Source organism: Micromonospora sp. NPDC007220, assembly GCF_040634035.1.
GTDB lineage: Bacteria > Actinomycetota > Actinomycetes > Mycobacteriales > Micromonosporaceae > Micromonospora > Micromonospora reichwaldensis.
The window spans coordinates 181,201-198,125 of record NZ_JBEYEU010000002.1; the positions used below are offsets into that span (position 1 = coordinate 181,201).

Consider the following 16,925-nt stretch of genomic DNA (forward strand, 5'->3'; position numbering starts at 1 on the left):
CGTGGCGCCGCGCGTGGTCGTCGTCGAGGCCGACGGCGGATCCCGGGGCAACCCCGGCCCGGCCGGCTACGGCGCGGTGGTCCGCGACGCGGACACCGGTGAGGTGCTGGCCGAGCGGGGCGAGTCGATCGGCGTCGCCACCAACAACGTCGCCGAGTACCGGGGGCTGATCGCCGGGCTGGAGGCCGCCGCCGAGCTGGGTGCCGCCGAGGTCGAGGCCAGGATGGACTCGAAGCTGGTGGTCGAGCAGATGTGCGGCCGCTGGCAGATCAAGCACCCCGGGCTGCGCCCGCTCGCCGCGCAGGCCGCCGGGCTGGTCAACCGCTTCGCCGCCGTGCGGTTCCGCTGGATTCCCAGGGAACGCAACCGGCACGCCGACGCCCTCGCCAACGCCGCCATGGACGCTGCCGCCGGCAAGGCGCCGGCCCGGCCCGCCGTCGCGCCGCCGCGCGTCGTGGAGCCGCCGCGCGAGGTCGCCGGTCCCGACTCGCCGGCCCGCGCGAAAGCCCGGGAGGTGGCCGCCCGCGCCGCGTCGGCGACGAGCACCGGCACCGACCCGGCCACCGCGCCCGCCTCCTGGGAGCCGCGGCCGAGCTTCACCGCCACCCGGCTCGTCCTCGTCCGGCACGGCGAGACGGCCTTCACCGAACAGCGCCGCTACTCGGGCCGCGGCGACGTGCCGCTCTCCGAGCGCGGCCGGGCCCAGGTCCGGGCCACGGCCGCCCGGGTGGCCGAGCTGGCCCCGACCGTCGCGGCCGTGGTCAGCTCGCCCCTGTCCCGGTGTACGGCGACCGCCGAGGCGATCGCCGGGGCGCTCGGCGGCGTGCCGGTGCGCCGCGAGGACGACCTGATCGAGTGCGACTTCGGGGCCTGGGAGGGGCGCACCTTCGCCGAGGTCCGCCAGGAGTGGCCGGGCGAGATGGACGCCTGGCTGGCCTCGACCCGGGTGGCCCCGCCGGGCGGCGAGTCGTTCGTCGACGTCGCCGAGCGCTGCCGCCGCGTGGTCGACGGGCTGTGCCGGGCGTACCCGGGGGAGACCGTGGTGGTGGTCTCGCACGTCTCGCCGATCAAGCTGGTGCTGCGCGACGCCCTCGCGGCCGGCGACGGCTTCCTGCACCGGCTCTTCCTGGACGCGGCCGGCATCTCGGTGCTCGACACGTGGCCGGACGGCGGGGTCGCCGTCCGTACGGTCAACGACACCGCGCACCTCGCCGGGATCTGACCCGGGCGGCCGGCCGTCCGGCCGCCCGGGGTCGCCGTTCGGCGCACGCCGTCCGCCGTTCGGCGCAGCAACCTCCTCCCGTAGAACGTGACCCGGGTCACAGGGTCGTAGCCTCCGGCCGTCATCTGTGTCGATCTACGACTCGCGGAGGTTTGTCGCAATGGCCGCACCCGAACCGGAGGCGCCGACCGCGGCGCGCTCCAGGGCGAAGGACCACAGCCCCTGGAACTGGTTGCTCTTCATCCCCATCGTGGTGCCCCTGATCCCGGTCTTCTTCAACGCCGACTCGCCCCGGTTCCTCGGCTTCCCGCGCTTCTACTGGCTCCAGCTCGTCTACATCCTGCTCGGCGTGGCCACCACCACGCTGGTGTACCAGATGACGAAGAAGCGGGCCGGCGCGCCGTCGGACGGGCCGGGCGACACGGCTGCGGGTGATCGCTGATGTGGCGCGACCACCTCACCGAGATCATCGTCTTCTCGGTGCTCTTCCTGCTGGTCAGCGGGATGGGATTCGTGGCGGCCCGGTGGCGGGCCCCGAAGGACATGGCCCACCTCGACGAGTGGGGGCTGGGCGGGCGCAACTTCGGCGGCTGGATCACCTGGTTCCTGGTCGGCGGTGACCTGTACACCGCGTACACCTTCGTGGCGGTGCCGGCGCTGATGTTCGGTGCCGGCGCGGCCGGCTTCTTCGCCGTCCCGTACACCATCGTCATCTACCCGCTGGTGTTCCTGGTGCTGTGCCGGCTCTGGTCGGTCTCGCACCGGCACGGCTTCGTCACCCCCGCGGACTTCGTCCGCAAGCGGTTCGACTCGCCGGTGCTGGCGCTGCTGATCGCGATCACCGGCATCGTGGCGACGATGCCGTACATCGCGCTGCAACTGGTCGGCATCGAGGCGGTGCTGAAGACCATGGGGGTGACCGGCGACAGCGCCCTGGCCCGGCACCTGCCGATCATCATCGCGTTCGCGATCCTGGCCGCGTACACCTACCAGTCGGGGCTGCGCGCGCCGGCGCTGATCGCGTTCGTCAAGGACACGCTGATCTACATCGTGATCCTGGTGGCGGTGCTCTACCTGCCGTACAAGCTGGGCGGCTGGGGCGAGATCTTCGACGCCGCCGACGCGAAGTTCGACGCGTCGCCGAACCCCAACGACGGGGTGCTGCTCAACGCCAACAACCAGCTCCAGTACGTCACGCTGGCGTTCGGCTCGGCGCTGGCGCTGTTCCTCTACCCGCACAGCATCACCGGCGTGCTGGCCAGCCGGAACCGCGACGTGATCAAGCGGAACATGTCGGCGCTGCCCGCGTACAGCCTGCTGCTCGGCCTGATCGCGCTGCTCGGCTTCATGGCCATCGCGGCCGGGGTGAAGCCGCTGCCCGGGTCGAAGGAGGGCACCGTGGACAGCAACACGGTGGTGCCGGTCCTGTTCGACCAGCAGTTCCCCGACTGGTTCGCCGGCGTCGCGTACGCGGCCATCGGCATCGGCGCGCTGGTGCCGGCGGCGATCATGTCGATCGCGGCGGCGAACCTGTTCACCCGCAACATCTACAAGGAGTACCTGAAGCGGGACGCCAGCCCCGCGCAGGAGGCGAACGTCTCCAAGATCACCTCGCTGGTGGTGAAGGTCGGCGCGGTGGCCTGCATCGTCTTCCTCGACCCGCAGTTCTCCATCGACCTCCAGCTCATCGGCGGCGTGATCATCCTCCAGACGCTGCCGGCGGTGGCCCTCGGCCTCTACACCCGCTGGTTCCACCGCGGCGCGCTGATCGGCGGCTGGATCGCGGGCATGGGACTGGGCATGTGGATGCTCTACCAGATCCCGAATGCCGCGACCGGCCGCAAGCACTTCGGCGGCTCGGCGTTCCCGCTGGCCGACTTCGGCTTCGACACCCCGAAGACGATCTACGTCGGGATCGTGGCGGTGCTGGTCAACCTCGGGGTCGCGGCGCTGCTCACGGTGGTGCTGCGGGCGGCGAAGGTGCGCGACGGCGGCGACGGCACCACGTCGGACGACTACTTCGCCGACGAGGGCGACCCGCGCGTCGTACCCGGCCCGCACCGGGACGCCGACGCGGCCCCGGAACCGGTCGCCTGAGCGTCTCCCGGACCGCGTCGCCCCCGGCCCGTACCGGCCGGGGGCGACGCGGCGGGAGTGGACGCCCTTCGTACGCTGACGACCATGACGAGACGCGCGCTGGTGGCCGTCCTCGGCGGCTCCGCCGCGCTGCTGCTGGTGGTCGTCGTCGGGTGCGTGGGGGCCGTGATCCGGGTCGTCGGCGACGACCCGGGCGACACCCCCGAGTGCCGGGAGTCCGTGCGCGCCGAGGAGGCGAAGGTGCGCACCAACCGGTGGGACCCGCCCCAGGAGCTGCCGGACCTCGGCGACTACCTGGAGATCCACTGGCAGGTCCATTCCCTCTCGGGCGAGCCGTGCGGCCGCGCGCCGGGTCCGGTGGACTGGGCCTACCAGGGCGTGGTCCGGCTGCGTCCGGAGGACGCGCGGACGCTGGCGCAGCGGTACGACTTCGTGCCGTACGCGCCCGCCGCCAAGGCTCCCCACTCCGGCAGCCCGGCGGACGCCTGGCCCGCTCTCGCGCCGTTCCTGCCGGCCGCGCCCCGCTGGCTGCACAGCCGGGCGTACGACGAGGCGACCCCGTCCACGCGGTGGCGGACCGCCTTCCTGGACGTCGAGCACCGGACGTTCTTCTTCACGCTCAACGACCACTAGGCCGTATTCCAGAGGCGGGCTACGCCGGCTCGACGGGCAGCCAGAGCTCGCGGGTCGCGGTGCTGAGGTCGTCCGTCGGCTCGGGCACCGCGACGATCTCCGGGCCCGGCCGCAGTTGCCACGGGTTGAAGGGAAACCACTCGGATGCGGCCGCGGCCCAGATCTTCTGCAGGGTCTGCGGCTGCGGCCCCACGGCCCGGATGACCACCCAGCGGCCCGCCGGGACCTCGATGACCTCGAGATCGCCCCGGACCGGCGTGCCCGGGGACACGGCGACCCCGTGCAGGTAGGTCAGCTCGCTGCCTTCGTCGTAGTCCGCGTCGAGGTCATCGAAGACCGCGAGCAGGCCGCCCGGCTCAGTGTCGCCGAGTGCCTTCAAGCGCAGGTGCTCCTCTGCCGGCAGCGCGGCGATGTGCTGCTGGATGTGCGGGTTGATGCCTCGGTGGATCAGTGGAACCCGGACAGCGTGCCCCACGAGCCAAAACGCGGGATGGTCGACGATGCGGGTTTCCATGCGTTCGCTCCCTTCGGCAGTTGGGCGGAACCTCAAGCTGTAGTGCTGTGCGACAGTGCCTCCGTATCGTGACCGGCTCTGTTGCGGCACACCCGACAGAGGCGGAGCGGAAAGTGTCGGGTGATCGGGATCGGTGCCGCCACACGATGGGGGCATGGACGACACGACACTGGTATCCCGGTTCCTTCGCGACGGCTTCGTGAAGTTGGCGGGCGCCGTCGCACCGCGCGTGGCCGCGGACTGCGCGCGGCTGCTGTGGCGGGAGACGGGCTGCGACCCGGACGACCCAGCCACCTGGACGCAGCCCGTGCACTGGGTGCCCGGCATGGCGCAGGGGCCGTTCGCCGCCGCACCCAATTCACCGTTCCTCCATCACGCGTACGACCTGCTCGTCGGCGCGGGACGCTGGGAGCCGCGTTACTCGCTGGGCACGTTCCCGTTGCGCTTCCCGCACAAGGACGAGCCGAACGACGCGGGCTGGCACATCGAGGGCAGCTATCTGCCTGAGGGTGCGAGCTGGTACTTCACGAACGTTCGCTCCCGGGGCCGGGCGCTGCTGATGCTGTTCCTGTTCAGCGAGATCGGTGCGGAGGACGCCCCGACACGGATCCGGGTCGGCTCACACCTCGACGTGCCGAAGGTGCTGGAGAAGTACGGGGAGGACGGGGCGAGCGGGCTGGACCTCGCGCCCGAGCTGGTGGCGGCGTCCGACCACCGGCCACTCGCCCTGGCCACCGGGTCTCCTGGCGATGTATTCCTGTGCCATCCTTTCCTGGTGCACGCGGCGCAACCGCACCACGGGACGCGGCCGCGCTTCATGGCCCAGCCGCCGCTGGTGCCGGCCGCGCCGTTCGAACTGGAACGGGCCGACGGTGCGTACTCGCCCGTGGAGATCGCGATTCGCCGAGGACTCGGGCAGGACACCCCCGTTCCTGATGTACGGGGAAGGCGGGGACAACGGTGAGGGTGCGGGTGAGTGGCCGCAATGCACGATTCCAGCAGTGGGAGGCACTGCTCCGCAATCGAACCAAGCGGCAGCGTCGCGGCGAGTTCCTCGTGCAGGGCGTGCGCCCGATCACCATGGCCATCGAACACGGCTGGCAGGTTCGAGAGCTGCTCTACGACGCCGACGTCCAGCTCTCCGGCTGGGCACGCAAGGCCCTGGACACCGTCCGGGCCGAGAGGTTCGCCGTCTCCCGTGAACTGATGCACATGCTGGGCGGCAAGACGGACACGGTTCCGGAGCTGCTGGCCGTGGTCGCGCTGCCGCAGGACGACCTGCGCCGCATCCCGGCCGGGCCGACCATGCTCACCGTCGTGTTCGACCGGCCCACCAGCCCTGGCAACATCGGGACGCTCATCCGGTCCGCAGACGCCTTCGGCGCGTCCGGCGTCATCGTCACCGGCCATGCCGCCGATGTGTACGACCCGAAGGCGGTGCGGGCGAGCACCGGCTCGCTGTTCGCGCTGCCCGTGGTCCGGGCGCCCTCACACCAGGCGGTGCTCTCCTGGGTCGCCGACGTGCGCGCCGACGGCGTCGACATCGGCATCGTGGGTGCCGATGAGCACGGCGCACTGGATGCCGCCGAGTACGACTTCACGCAACCCGCGCTGACCCTGATCGGCAACGAGACCACCGGTCTCAGCGTCGGCTGGCGTGAGGCCTGCGACCAGCTCGTCCGGGTCCCGATGTCCGGGGCCGCCAGCTCCCTGAACGCGGCGGTCGCCGCGACCGTCGTGCTCTACGAATCGGCACGCCAGCGCAGCGCTGCCGCCCGCCGGTAGCGCGCTGATCACACTGGTGGGCTGATCACCCTGGGCCGCGTTTCGAAGTGGGTGCGATGGTGGGCATGGCCTACAGCTCGCGGGCCAACCGTGAGTACCTGCGCCGCCGAGGGATCAAGGCGACCATCCCGATCAAGGCCGGTCAGGCGGCCCCCGCTTCACGCTCCACGACCACTAGCCGCTCGGGTGCCCCAGGCCGGCCACGTGTCGCCGAGGCTCAGCGCAGCGCGCGCCAGAGCAGGTAGAGCCCGATCGCCGTGCCGAAGACCACGATCAGCACCTTGAGCACCACCGGCGGCAGCCGGCGCACCAGCCGCGCGCCGGCGTACCCGCCGACCAGCGTCGCCGGCGCGACCACCGCGACGGCCGCCCAGTTCACCGGCCCGAACAGCGCGAACACCACGAGCGTGGTCAACCCGACCAGCGCGGAGAGCAGGTTCTTGATCGCGCTCACCCGGGCCAGCGTCGCGTCCAGCACCAGGGCCAGGCCCGCGACCAGCATCACCCCGAGCGCCGCGCCGAAGTAGCCGCCGTACACCGCGCCGACCGCGACCATGGCCTGCACGGTGACCGTACGGCGGCGCGGCGCCAGGTCGCGCGGATGCCCGACCAGCCGGCGCAGCGGATCCTGGAACGCCAGCACCGCCGTCGCCCCGAGCACCAGGAAGGGCACCACCAGCTCGAACGCCCGGGCCGGGGTGGCCAGCAGCAGCAGGGCGCCGGCGATCGTGCCGACGATCGTGGTGGGCACCAGCGCGGCCAGCATCCGCCGGGGCGGCAGGTCCTGCCGGCTGCCCGCCACGCTCGCCACGTACCCGGGAAAGACCGCGACCGAATTGCTCACGTTGGCCGGCACCGACGGCAGGCCCACCGCGATCATCGCCGGGAAGGTGATGAGCGAGCCCCCGCCGGCCACCGCGTTGACCGTGCCCGCGGCGAGACCGGCGGCGAGCAGCAGCGCGGCGTCGGAGACATCCATGGTCACCAGAGGCTAGTACCCGCTTCCGGCAGGCGGGGTGCCGGTCGGCCCCGGGGTGGCAATGGGCGCGCCCGTGGCGTCGTTAGGATGGATGAGCGACGGACGAGTCGACCGGGCGGTCGCGTCGGCGGGCTCCGGCCCGCCGCCGAGGAACGTCCGGACTCCACAGGGCAGGGTGGTTGCTAACGGCAACCCGGGGCGACCCGCGGGACAGTGCCACAGAAAACAGACCGCCGACCCCATCGGGGACGGTAAGGGTGAAACGGTGGGGTAAGAGCCCACCAGCACCCCGGGTGACCGGGGTGGCTCGGTAAACCCCACCCGGAGCAAGGCCAAGCAAGGGCCGTCACCAGACATGATGACGACCCGGCGCAGACGCTTGAGGGCTGCCCGCCCGATGTCTGCGGGTAGGCCGCTCGAGCCTGCCGGCGACGGCAGGCCTAGATGGATGGCCGCCGCCGACGCGAGCCCCTCGGGGCGCGCGCCGGCCACAGAATCCGGCGTACAGGTCGACTCGTCCGTCGCCCACCAGCTCAGAGCCTCGATCAAGGCTCTGAGCTGGTTCTATGTTCGGGCGTCGATGGTCGTCCTTGGTCAACTTTGGCCGACGTTTGACGCCCTGAGGGCGCCCTGACGCCCTGGAGACGCCCTGAGCGCCGGCTCAGTTGGCCTTGCCTCGGGCCGGGCGGGCCACGCCGGCGTCAGGGCCTTTCCGGGTAATTGCTCGGTGGTTCCGCAGCGGGGCCGGCGGCTGCGGGGGAGGGCGGGCACGTCCTGGCGTTGGAGCTGGTGCCGTGACCCGGTGACCCAGTGGCAAGCCAGTCCCGGGGTTGGACTGGCGCGGCAGCCGGAAGCCCCGACCACGCGATCAGGCCGACCCCCTGGCTTCCGTCACGGCCCTACTGGGGCTGGTTCTCGGGTGTGCTGGGGCGGTATCCCGGCGGCTGTCGGTGGCTCACCGCCCCGGCGCCGTAGGCGGCCGGGGCGGCTTGCCGCCGGCCGGGCTTGCCGCCCGCACCGCGCGGAGCGCGGTGCCTTGATCTAGAAAAGAGCAATTCGGCAAGGCCTCCTTCGGGGACGTTGTCCCGTCACGGGACATGCTTGACACCTGGGTCCCACCAGATGCTTGACATGACCTCAAAGCCCTACGGAAGCCCATCACGGTCCGCGATAGTGCGCGCAACCCGGCAGACGGGTGCGGTCTTACCTTTCGAGAGGCCTGGCCGGATCGCTACGGTGTCGGGCGTGATTCTGTCGGTGAGCAGTCGCGTGTTCGATGAGTCCTGGCGCCACGCGACGACGTTGGAGGAGAAGGCTCGGCTGGTTGCGCTCACGATGGACCGGCTCCCGTCTGACGATCTTGCCTGGTTCGGCATCGCCGACCGGCGAGTCAGTTACGACGATCTGGCGTCGGACACCTGGCTCGCCGTCGCGGTCAACAAGACGGCTGGCTACGGAGCCTTGATGTGGTGCGTCGATTCCAGCAGCCCGAGACGCGGCGGCATCTATGAGCACGTCTGGCTGACCGACAATCCAAGCCCACCGAAGGCCGCCCCCCAGGTCGTGGCGAACCCCGACGCTGGACTGATCCACAGCCCTCGCAGCACGCTGCCCATACCCCAGATTCGTCTGGCCGTGGAAGAGTTCTGCTACGGGGACACCGGCGACCGGCCGGAACGAGTCAGCTGGGCACGCGGCGACCTGAACGGCCACCGCCACGACTGAGCCGGACACGTCAGCCGATGGCCGCAGTCCCCCAGCGTTTGGAGCCGCGCGCCAACATCAGCTCATCGGTATGTCGCCGCCCGCCGCTGTCTCCCGGTTGTTACGGCATGTAACCGGAGATCTTCCAGCACGAGAAGCGCCCCGGTGATGATCTCCCGGGGCGCTCGTGTGCGGTGTGGTGGTGCTACAGCTCGTCGACGGCGAAGGCGGTCACCAGTTCGGCCATGCTGTCGATGACGACATCAGCGGCGGCGAACCGTTCGCGCTTGCCGGGCTTGTTGGCGTATCCGATGGCGGCGACTCCGGCGGCGTGGGCGGCCTCGATGTCGCTGACCGAGTCACCGACCAGGACGCATTCCGTCGGCTGCGCGCCCAGCTCCCGTACGGCTGCGAGCACAGGGAACGGGTCCGGCTTCATCCGCTCGGGCGCTGCCTCGGGGCGGCCGATTACCGGGTGCACGTACGAGGTGAGGCGTCGGGCGCTCAGGTAGGCGTGGACGGAAGCGGCCGAGTTGTTCGACACCACGGCGACCCGGCGGCCGGTCTGGTGGGCGGCGACGATGACTTCCCGGCCGTACGGCGTGGGTTCGGCGGTGCGGGCCGCGGTGACTTCCTCGCGGGTCATGGCCTGGTCGACGAGGCGGACGACGGCAGGGCGGCCAAGGGTGGCGGTGAAGCGGAGCACGGCGAGCGGGTCGCGTTCGGCCAGGATCTCGGGCGGCAGGGTGACGGCCTGGTCGACGAGCATCCGGCGCAACTCGTGGGCGACGGTCGACGCGGAGTGTTGGGCGAAGATGCTGCACACGGGCCCGTCGAAGTCGAGCAGAATCACGCGGGCGCGGTCGATCACCTTGGCCAAGTCGGCGGCGGTCACGAGGCGTACTCGCGGGCGATGGTGCCCCACATGCTGTCGAACCAGGCGCGGGCCTGCTCGACGTAGAGGGCGTCGTTGCTGGCGTCCTCGTCGCTGGGTGTGAACGGGAAGAGGATCGCGTCCTTGCCCATCGCGTCGTAGATCGCCATCGGCTTGCCGTCAACGGAGACGGTGTGCTCAACCACCGGGTAGAAGCCGAAGAACGCTTCCTGCTCGTTGATGATGAAGAGCTTGAACAGCGGGGCGGCCCTGTGGACGCGTACCTCGGTGGTGGCGGTCTTGACCAATCCGAGGTCGGCAAGTTCCTGGACGGCGTCGGTGAGGGCATGGATCGAGCGGTCGGTGATGCGGCGGGCGCGGGCGCGGATGCCGGGGTCGTCGGCCTGGTCCTCGGCGCGGCAGGGGATCGCCATCGGTGAGGTCATGTCGGAGATCAGGACCCGTACCCGGATCGACTCCGGGGTGAGGCGCCCGATGCGGACCTTGTCCAAGGTCTCCTGGATCGCGTTGTACATCGTCTCTCCGGAGAAGCCGGCGAAGTCGATCGTGACGTTCGTGGCCTCGAAGGCTCGTTCGATGTGCGGCCGGAGTCCGACCGGGCGTTCAGTGTTGGCGCGGACGAAGGTGCCGCTGCCCTGACGGGTGACGATCAGGCGCTCATCTTGCAGCTTCCGTAGCGCAGCCTTGATCGTCTCGCGGGCGACGCTGAACCGCTTGACGAGGTCGTGTTGCGACGGCAGCTTCTCGCAAGAGGCTTGTCGTGTCCCGGCTGATGCTTTACACCTGCGTCCCAGCCGATGCTTGACATGATCGACGTTCCTCGCCGCTATGGCAGCCAGTCCGCCGTCTCGCGGTGGCGTCCGAGGCCGACCGCCTCGAACTCATCGCGGTACCTGTGGCGCTCGACACCAAGGCGCGCCAGCAGCTGAGAGATAGGGCTTCCTTGGGGAGCGAACGGTTCACCCTCGCCCACAAACAGCGGTCCGAACACCAACTCGCCAGCAACCCAGAGGGCCGCACGCTGGCTGCCCACGCCCCCGAAGAAGTCCGCCTCGACATAGCCGACCGGTCCCACTGAGGACCAGGACGACAGCTCACGGTCGAAGCCGCCCGGCAGCTTCCAGAATCCGAGTACCCGCTCCGTCGTGCCGTCCGTGACGGCGTCGAACAGTTCGTCGGTCATTGGCAGCAGCGCGAGGTCATGCGCCAGCGGCACGGGCACAGCAGCCGGCCACTGGCTTGCAGCGGCGTGGAGAGCGCCGACGGAGCCGATGAGGGCGTCAAGCGTGTAGCCCAACGGACAGCCTCCTCCTCCTTCTTTCCGTTGGCGAGGAACCCACGCCGCCAACCTAGTGCCTCGTCATGCAGCTTTGAACGGGTAATCCTGGCGGCGGATCTTGGAGTTGATCGCGAACCCGGACGCGTACCTCGGTGGTGGTGGTCTTGACCAATCCGAGGTCGGCAAGTTCCTGGACGGCGTCGAGGTGTGCACGCTGCCGGCCGCTCGTGATCTTGTGGCAGTCGCCGGTGTGCTTGGTGATGTACTTCGTGACGTACCTGATGGTGCGTTCTGCGTCCTCGGTGCCGGGCATGACGCCGCGCGCCGACCCGGGCCAGCGGGATGCACGCGCTGCGTCACTTCTACGCCTCGGCGTTGCTCGACGCGGGGGGAGAGCATCAACGCGGATGTCGCTTTCCGCGCGTCAACCAAGGGCACGTATCAGTGCCGGGGCGGCCGGCGCGATCGGTCGCGAAATTCGCTGTCCGGTCGTCGGAGCACAGTGGTAGAAAGCCGGGTGCATAAAGTTCTCACGTTCTCTGATCATCTGCGGCTGATCAACGAACGGTCGACCGCCTTCCGCGCCGCGGTCGCCGCGGCGCCCCGCCTCGACATGCAGGTTCCGACTCATCCCGAGCGGACGTTGTTCGATCTTGTGCAACACGTGGGCATGGCCCGCCGCAAATCGGCCGCCATCGTCGTCGCAGGGCCGGCAGACGCGCCCCCGGAGAAGTCGGCTTGGGACGACGGCATGGGTGCGCCTCGGGAGCGCGAGGCACTGCTGGCCTGGTGGACCGAGTCCATCGAGCACCTGACGAGCGCGCTGCGTGAGGCCGGCCCGGATCGCAGTTGTTGGACGTGGTGGGATGACTCGCCGTCACCGCAAACCTCTGGTGCCTGGGCGCGGCGACAAGTCCCCGAGATCGCGGTGTACACCTACGACGCCCAGCTCACCCTGGGTGCCCCGCAGCCGCTACCAGAAGAGGTCGCCCTCGACGGTTTCGACGACTGCCAGTTCACCGTCTGCGCAACCACGGTCGCCTGGCCACACGACCCCGCCATCGTCGATTACCACGCCACCGAGGGCCACTCCTGGCGCCTTCGGCTCTCCCGCGACGGGGCACAGGTCGCCCGCTTCACGCCCGCTGCCGGCGAGGATCCCAAAAAGGCCCGAGTCTCCGCCCGGGGCACGGCAAGCGACCTGGTCCTGTTCTTCTACGGCCGCATACCGCTGGAGTCGCTGGAGTTCGAAGGCGACCGCCGTATCTTCGATCAACTCGCCGCCTGGGACCCGTCCGTGTGACAACCGACGACATGCGATCTTCGCACCTGCGGCGCCTGACGGCCTGGCGACGGCCTATAGTGGCTGTCGCCAGGCTCCGCCCCAGGTCAACGCGGGTGCGATGATCGTAATCCGGCGTACAAATCGACTCGTCCGTCGCCCACCAGCTCCCAGCCCTGATCAAGGCTCTGAGCTGGTTCTATGTCTGGATGCCGATGGTCGTTCTTGGTCAACTTTGGCCGGCGTTTGACGCCCTACGGACGCCCTGACGCCCTGGAAACGCTCTGAGTGCTGGGGTCAGTTGGTCTTGCCTCGGTACGGCGCGCTCTGCCGTCGTGAGGGCCTTTTCCGGTCCGGCGCTTGGAGGCCTGGCTCGATGGCCGGCTGCTGTGGGGGAGGCCCCGCAACGTCCTGGCGGTGGAGCTGGTGCCGCGACCCGGTGACCCGGTGGCGAGCCAGTCCCGGGGTTGCACTGGCGCGGCAGCCGGAAGCCCTGACGATACGAGCGTGCAGTGCCGGTCACGGATCAGCTCGGTCAGACGGGTCAGGCTGCGCGTGGACAGTGAGACGCCGGCAAGATAGGTCAGCAACGAGGCTTCCGTACTGGCCGGTTGTTCTTGGTCGACTGCTGTCCTACTGGAGCCTCGTTCCATCTGGAGCAGCGACACACCGTCGCGTGTCCTGATCAGGCGCCCTTCATCACGATGAGTTGTTCGCCCTTATTCTGAGGCATGCTCGAAGCCGGTAGCCGCACCCGTAGCCAGCCACCCCCACCGGCCATCGTCTTCGAGGCGCTCACCGAGCCTGACCGCGACCCGGCGCGCCCCTGGCTGCGGCTGCTCGACGACGAGCAAACTCCGCAGATCCTGCACGCGGAGCATCCGCGCCTGGTCATGTGGTCGTCACTATGGCCCAGGCGCCCCGATGCTCAGGTGCGTTTCGACCTGGTGCCCGACGGTGCACAAGGCACGCAGTTGCGCTGGACGCTGTTGGTCGCCGAGCCCTTGCCCGACCCGTCACTGCTGGGACACCTACGCAAGCGGCTCAACGAACTGATCAACGCGAACCTGCGCTCCACTTTCGGCCAGTAGGCAGGCCACGATTGGTGGGCACCAGCCAACGATCGGCGCACCACGATAAAACTGCTCCCTCGTCTCTGCGCATAGGACGCGGGTCAGGTACGCGCGTGAGATGCGGTCATTCTGGACAGAACCACGAGCAGCGCTAAGAATGGCACCGGTGCAATGGCACGCGGCAGATAGCCGCGACCTGGTTGAGGCGTTCGCTGGCGCCACGGCGATGTTGATGGACGTCCTCGCCTCCGGGAGATGCTTGACGCTCGCGTCCCACCTGATGCCCGACATGTTCCTCAAGGCGCTCGCGGAGGCCTTCGCGGCGGGCGACGCAAGGATCGCGCGGCGAGGGACAATGCGTCGATGGAGGATCACCGACGCTGCCGTGTCTCCGTCAGCGACGACGAGTTGGAGCTTGCCGGTCCGCCGGCTGCGCTCCGCGCCCTCAGCCGGCTGCTTCGCCAACATGCCGAGCCCATTGAGGTGGCGGTCACCGACGGGGTCGTCAGTCAGAAGGCGACCGCAGGCCCGCTGCTTGTCGGTCTGCAAGGCGGAACCACGCTGCACTTCTCCGGCGGGCGTGAGTATCTCGACATCATCTGGGACATGCTGGACGGGGTGGCTGAGCAGGCCGAGACTGCCGATGATCGGACAGTCCGTCGGCATCAGCACATTGAGTACCTCCCTGGCGACGACTACCGGTCGCCGGACCTGGTCCCATTGGTCATCGTGGCTGACTGGCCAGAATCGTAGGTGCACGATCGCCGGGCGGTGGCAGTCCGTCAACTGATCTGCCACACCCTCGGCGCGCTGGTTGCAGCAGATCCGGATGTCTGACCGAGGTGCAGGCTCTCAGCGGGCGGCTGGCCTCGGAGCATGTGGTCACGTCTGGGGATGGCCGGTGATGCCCTCCAGGACGGTGATCAGGTTGTGGTGGAAGGTCTCCTCGGCGTTGAGGTGGGCGCCGTCGATGACGAGCCGGGCGATGGTGGGGTAGCGGCCTGTTTCGAGCATGCGTGTCAGGTAGGGCCCGAGGGCGGCCTGCCAGGCGGACACGTCGGTGCCGGTGGAACGGGCGGTGCGTCGCTCGGTGACCTCGCTGCGGAGCGCCCCGATGATGAACGCGTTGAGGGCGCCCATGGCCCGCTGGAGGTCGTCGATGCCGCGTACGCCAGGGGCCTGGCTGAGCGCCGCCGCGGTCGATTCGCCCACGGCAAGCGCATGAGGTCCCAGGTGCGGCCTTGCGCCGAGCAGGTCGGCGAACCACTCATGCTCAAGAGCGGCGTCGCGGGTCCGGTGGACGACGGCCAGTAGCGTGGCGCGCCACTCGGAGTGCTGACCGGCCTCGGCGATCTGGGCGTACACGGCGTCGACCATCAGGTCGAGCAGTTCGGATCTGTTGGACACGTAGTCGTAGAGCCGCATCGGACCGACGCCGAGCTCTTTGGCGATCTTGCGAACCGACAGGCCGTCGAGGCCGTGTGCGTCGGCGAGCCCGATAGCCGTGGCGGCGATCTTCGCGCGGCTCAGCGGCACCGGCGCCGCTCGCGGCTGAGGCTCGGGCCGTTCCCAGACGGGCAACGGCGCGCTACCGTACGGCGTATCCATAAGATACAGCGTACGGTAACGGAGGTGATGATGCGGATCGCGATTGCCGGCGGTGGCCTCGGCGGCCTGACACTGGCGCGAATCCTGCACCGGCACGGCATCGACGCGGTGGTGTACGAACGCGAGGCGAGCCGATCCGCGCGATCGCAGGGCGGATCGCTCGACCTGCACCCGGAGTCCGGGCAGCGGGCCCTGGCCCAGGCGGGCCTCGCCGGCCGGTTCCGGTCCGAGGCGCGGCCGGAGGGCGAGGAACATCGCATCCTCGACCCGGCCGGACGCACCCTCGTGCACCACACGCCGCAACCCGGCTCATTCTCCGGACGCCCCGAGATCGACCGCGCCGCACTGCGGGATCTTCTGCTCGATTCGCTCCCCGGCGACACGGTGGCCTGGCAGCACCGGCTCGTCGCGGCGACGCCGCGACCCGACGGAGGCTTCGGACTGACGTTCGACGGTGGTCACCGCGCCGACTGCGACGTCCTCATCGGCGCGGACGGCGCGCGCTCGGTCGTCCGGCCGCTGCTCACCGACGCGAAACTGTCCTACGTGGCCACCCTGGTCGAGCTGAGCATCAGCGACGCCGACCGGCGCCACCCGGATCTCGCCGAGCTGGTCGGCCCCGGGAACCTGTGGTGCATCGGCGTGAACCAGATCCTTGCCGCGCAACGCCTCGGCGACGGCGGCATCCGGGTCGGCATCTCCCTCCGCGCGGACGATCGGCACCTGGACACCTACCGCAGCAAGCGCGCTCTGCTGGACATGTTCGACGGCTGGGACTCGAATCTCACCGCACTCGTCGAAGCCGGCGACAGCGCGCCGACGCCTCGAAGGATCGAGACGCTGCCCATCGGTACACGTTGGGCACACCAGTCGGGCGTCACCCTCATCGGTGACGCCGCGCACCTCATGCCACCGGTCGGCGAGGGTGCCAATCAGGCCATGCTCGACGCCGCCGAACTCGCCGGCGAACTCGCCGCCAACCCCGCCGACCCGGACTCGGCGATCCAGGCGTACGAGGAGGCAATGTTCACCAGAATCCACCCGATCGCCGAAATGTCCGCACGGGTCCAGGCAATGATGCTGTCCCCCACCGCTGCCGACGACATCATCCGCTTCTTCACACCACGGCCCACCGAGCCGGCACCCGCGGATTGACAACGCGCAACGCAGTCGGCCACGCGCCGCGATGCGCGAGCGGTCCCAGGCCCTGGTGCCCGATGCCATGGGGGTGCTGAAAGACCATCAGGCCTTCTTCCGGAGGGGCCGGTGCGGGGTGTGGCCCGGTGCGGCAGACCGTCGCCCACCAGCTCAGAGCCGCACATCTTCCACGATGTTCGGCCGCCGAACCCCGATTGGTCGGGCGCAATAGGATCCGGCGATGACCGATGAGCCGTTGGAGTCCGGCCCGCTGCCCGCCGGTCGGGAGCCGATGCGGCGGCCGTCCAGCATCGTCATCAGCATGGTGCTGCTCGCGCTCTGGTGGGCGTACACCATCGTCGTGGCCGTCACGCTGCTCGGCGCGGTCGGCGGCGCGGGAAACTGGCTCGCCCTGGCCTGTTGCACGGCGGCGGCCGCAGCCGTGCTCCGGGGGCTCTGGCACGGCGGCCCGACGGCGTGGCGGGTGGTGCACGGGTTCGCCGCGCCGGTCGCCGTCGCGTTCCTGGTGGGGGCCGGCATCATGCTGCTCTTCGGGCCGCGCCTCGGGTCGCTGATCACGCCCCCGGTCGACCTGGCCTTCGTCGCGGCGACGGCGGGCGGGCTGCTGGCGGTGCTGGCGCTGTTGGTCAGCGGGCTCCTGGTCCGTACCGCGCCGGCCCGCGCCTGGTGCGGCCGCCGCTGACTCCTCACCCGCGC

18 protein-coding genes and 1 other RNA gene are annotated in these 16,925 nt (G+C 70.0%); 13 read left to right on the top strand and 6 right to left on the bottom strand.

What is annotated here, in order from left to right:
- Nucleotide 1 precedes the first annotated feature (1 nt).
- The 4 genes from ABZ573_RS06965 (at nucleotide 2) to ABZ573_RS06980 (ending at nucleotide 3,952) form a co-directional block, all read left to right on the top strand.
- On the top strand, nucleotides 2-1,222 hold the full coding sequence (locus tag ABZ573_RS06965; RefSeq protein WP_358116393.1) for a bifunctional RNase H/acid phosphatase: 1,221 nt from the start codon (nucleotides 2-4) through the stop codon (nucleotides 1,220-1,222).
- 160 nt (nucleotides 1,223-1,382) lie between these two features.
- Nucleotides 1,383-1,664, top strand: coding sequence for a DUF3311 domain-containing protein (locus ABZ573_RS06970; RefSeq protein WP_151456234.1), 282 nt, complete (start codon nucleotides 1,383-1,385; stop codon nucleotides 1,662-1,664).
- Nucleotides 1,664-3,319, top strand: a complete 1,656-nt coding sequence (mctP, locus tag ABZ573_RS06975) for a monocarboxylate uptake permease MctP (protein WP_358116396.1) — start codon at nucleotides 1,664-1,666, stop codon at nucleotides 3,317-3,319. Before ABZ573_RS06970 ends, mctP begins: the two co-directional genes overlap by 1 nt.
- An 84-nt stretch (nucleotides 3,320-3,403) precedes the next feature.
- The gene (locus ABZ573_RS06980; RefSeq protein ID WP_358116399.1) at nucleotides 3,404-3,952 is read left to right on the top strand and encodes a hypothetical protein; all 549 of its coding nucleotides are present in this window, start codon (nucleotides 3,404-3,406) and stop codon (nucleotides 3,950-3,952) included.
- Nucleotides 3,953-3,971: 19 nt separating this feature from the next.
- Here the strand turns inward: ABZ573_RS06980 and ABZ573_RS06985 are convergent, their stop codons facing one another.
- Nucleotides 3,972-4,466, bottom strand: coding sequence for a GyrI-like domain-containing protein (locus ABZ573_RS06985; RefSeq protein WP_358116402.1), 495 nt, complete (start codon nucleotides 4,464-4,466; stop codon nucleotides 3,972-3,974).
- Nucleotides 4,467-4,620: 154 nt separating this feature from the next.
- On the opposite strand from ABZ573_RS06985, the gene ABZ573_RS06990 reads away from it, so the two are divergent.
- Both ABZ573_RS06990 and ABZ573_RS06995 read left to right on the top strand, forming a co-directional pair.
- A complete protein-coding gene (locus ABZ573_RS06990) occupies nucleotides 4,621-5,430 on the top strand; it encodes a phytanoyl-CoA dioxygenase family protein (RefSeq protein ID WP_151456231.1) in 810 nt (269 codons plus the stop codon).
- A gap of 2 nt (nucleotides 5,431-5,432) precedes the next feature.
- Nucleotides 5,433-6,251 (top strand): TrmH family RNA methyltransferase, encoded by an 819-nt coding sequence (locus tag ABZ573_RS06995; RefSeq protein WP_358116756.1) that lies wholly within the window; start codon nucleotides 5,433-5,435, stop codon nucleotides 6,249-6,251.
- 217 nt (nucleotides 6,252-6,468) lie between these two features.
- On the opposite strand, the gene ABZ573_RS07000 is transcribed toward ABZ573_RS06995, so the two are convergent.
- The gene (locus tag ABZ573_RS07000) at nucleotides 6,469-7,230 is read right to left on the bottom strand and encodes a sulfite exporter TauE/SafE family protein (RefSeq protein ID WP_358116405.1); all 762 of its coding nucleotides are present in this window, start codon (nucleotides 7,228-7,230) and stop codon (nucleotides 6,469-6,471) included.
- 103 nt (nucleotides 7,231-7,333) lie between these two features.
- On the opposite strand from ABZ573_RS07000, the gene rnpB reads away from it, so the two are divergent.
- Nucleotides 7,334-7,751, top strand: an RNA gene (gene rnpB / locus ABZ573_RS07005) — RNase P RNA component class A.
- A 724-nt stretch (nucleotides 7,752-8,475) separates the two neighbouring features.
- Nucleotides 8,476-8,955: an Imm1 family immunity protein gene (locus ABZ573_RS07010; RefSeq protein ID WP_358116408.1), complete on the top strand. Its 480-nt coding sequence runs from the start codon at nucleotides 8,476-8,478 to the stop codon at nucleotides 8,953-8,955.
- A 184-nt stretch (nucleotides 8,956-9,139) separates the two neighbouring features.
- Here the strand turns inward: ABZ573_RS07010 and ABZ573_RS07015 are convergent, their stop codons facing one another.
- From ABZ573_RS07015 to ABZ573_RS07025, 3 genes are read right to left on the bottom strand one after another with little or no spacing between them, the layout of a single operon-like run.
- A complete protein-coding gene (locus ABZ573_RS07015; protein ID WP_358116411.1) occupies nucleotides 9,140-9,829 on the bottom strand; it encodes an HAD-IA family hydrolase in 690 nt (229 codons plus the stop codon).
- Nucleotides 9,826-10,623 (bottom strand): winged helix-turn-helix domain-containing protein, encoded by a 798-nt coding sequence (locus tag ABZ573_RS07020; protein ID WP_358116759.1) that lies wholly within the window; start codon nucleotides 10,621-10,623, stop codon nucleotides 9,826-9,828. Before ABZ573_RS07020 ends, ABZ573_RS07015 begins: the two co-directional genes overlap by 4 nt.
- Before the next feature lie 32 nt (nucleotides 10,624-10,655).
- The gene (locus tag ABZ573_RS07025; protein WP_151454047.1) at nucleotides 10,656-11,126 is read right to left on the bottom strand and encodes a hypothetical protein; all 471 of its coding nucleotides are present in this window, start codon (nucleotides 11,124-11,126) and stop codon (nucleotides 10,656-10,658) included.
- A 499-nt stretch (nucleotides 11,127-11,625) separates the two neighbouring features.
- On the opposite strand from ABZ573_RS07025, the gene ABZ573_RS07030 reads away from it, so the two are divergent.
- The 3 genes from ABZ573_RS07030 to ABZ573_RS07040 all read left to right on the top strand — a co-directional run bounded on the left by ABZ573_RS07030 (nucleotide 11,626) and on the right by ABZ573_RS07040 (nucleotide 14,216).
- Entirely contained in the window at nucleotides 11,626-12,411 is a 786-nt protein-coding gene (locus ABZ573_RS07030) for a maleylpyruvate isomerase N-terminal domain-containing protein (protein WP_358116762.1), read from the top strand.
- 710 nt (nucleotides 12,412-13,121) lie between these two features.
- A complete protein-coding gene (locus tag ABZ573_RS07035) occupies nucleotides 13,122-13,481 on the top strand; it encodes a hypothetical protein (RefSeq protein WP_327029212.1) in 360 nt (119 codons plus the stop codon).
- Between the two features lie 345 nt (nucleotides 13,482-13,826).
- Nucleotides 13,827-14,216 (top strand): hypothetical protein, encoded by a 390-nt coding sequence (locus ABZ573_RS07040; RefSeq protein ID WP_327029211.1) that lies wholly within the window; start codon nucleotides 13,827-13,829, stop codon nucleotides 14,214-14,216.
- Nucleotides 14,217-14,345: 129 nt separating this feature from the next.
- Here ABZ573_RS07040 and ABZ573_RS07045 read toward each other — a convergent pair whose 3' ends face one another.
- The gene (locus ABZ573_RS07045; protein WP_358116416.1) at nucleotides 14,346-14,999 is read right to left on the bottom strand and encodes a TetR/AcrR family transcriptional regulator C-terminal domain-containing protein; all 654 of its coding nucleotides are present in this window, start codon (nucleotides 14,997-14,999) and stop codon (nucleotides 14,346-14,348) included.
- Here ABZ573_RS07045 and ABZ573_RS07050 point away from each other — a divergent pair.
- Both ABZ573_RS07050 and ABZ573_RS07055 read left to right on the top strand, forming a co-directional pair.
- Nucleotides 14,943-16,226, top strand: coding sequence for an FAD-dependent monooxygenase (locus tag ABZ573_RS07050; RefSeq protein WP_358116419.1), 1,284 nt, complete (start codon nucleotides 14,943-14,945; stop codon nucleotides 16,224-16,226). The two genes, ABZ573_RS07045 and ABZ573_RS07050, sit on opposite strands and share 57 nt — an antisense overlap.
- A 223-nt stretch (nucleotides 16,227-16,449) precedes the next feature.
- Entirely contained in the window at nucleotides 16,450-16,911 is a 462-nt protein-coding gene (locus ABZ573_RS07055) for a hypothetical protein (protein ID WP_151454040.1), read from the top strand.
- The last annotated feature ends 14 nt before the right edge of the window (nucleotides 16,912-16,925 follow it).

Bases quoted from the DNA above. Each gene is read 5' to 3' on its own strand.
- mctP (WP_358116396.1), top strand. From the start codon at position 1,664: ATGTGGCGCGACCACCTCACCGAGATCATCGTCTTCTCGGTGCTCTTC.
- ABZ573_RS06985 (WP_358116402.1), bottom strand. From the start codon at position 4,466: ATGGAAACCCGCATCGTCGACCATCCCGCGTTTTGGCTCGTGGGGCAC.
- ABZ573_RS07055 (WP_151454040.1), top strand. From the start codon at position 16,450: ATGACCGATGAGCCGTTGGAGTCCGGCCCGCTGCCCGCCGGTCGGGAG.
- ABZ573_RS06990 (WP_151456231.1), top strand. From the start codon at position 4,621: ATGGACGACACGACACTGGTATCCCGGTTCCTTCGCGACGGCTTCGTG.
- ABZ573_RS07000 (WP_358116405.1), bottom strand. From the start codon at position 7,230: ATGGATGTCTCCGACGCCGCGCTGCTGCTCGCCGCCGGTCTCGCCGCG.
- ABZ573_RS07040 (WP_327029211.1), top strand. From the start codon at position 13,827: ATGGAGGATCACCGACGCTGCCGTGTCTCCGTCAGCGACGACGAGTTG.
- ABZ573_RS07035 (WP_327029212.1), top strand. From the start codon at position 13,122: ATGCTCGAAGCCGGTAGCCGCACCCGTAGCCAGCCACCCCCACCGGCC.
- ABZ573_RS06980 (WP_358116399.1), top strand. From the start codon at position 3,404: ATGACGAGACGCGCGCTGGTGGCCGTCCTCGGCGGCTCCGCCGCGCTG.
- ABZ573_RS06970 (WP_151456234.1), top strand. From the start codon at position 1,383: ATGGCCGCACCCGAACCGGAGGCGCCGACCGCGGCGCGCTCCAGGGCG.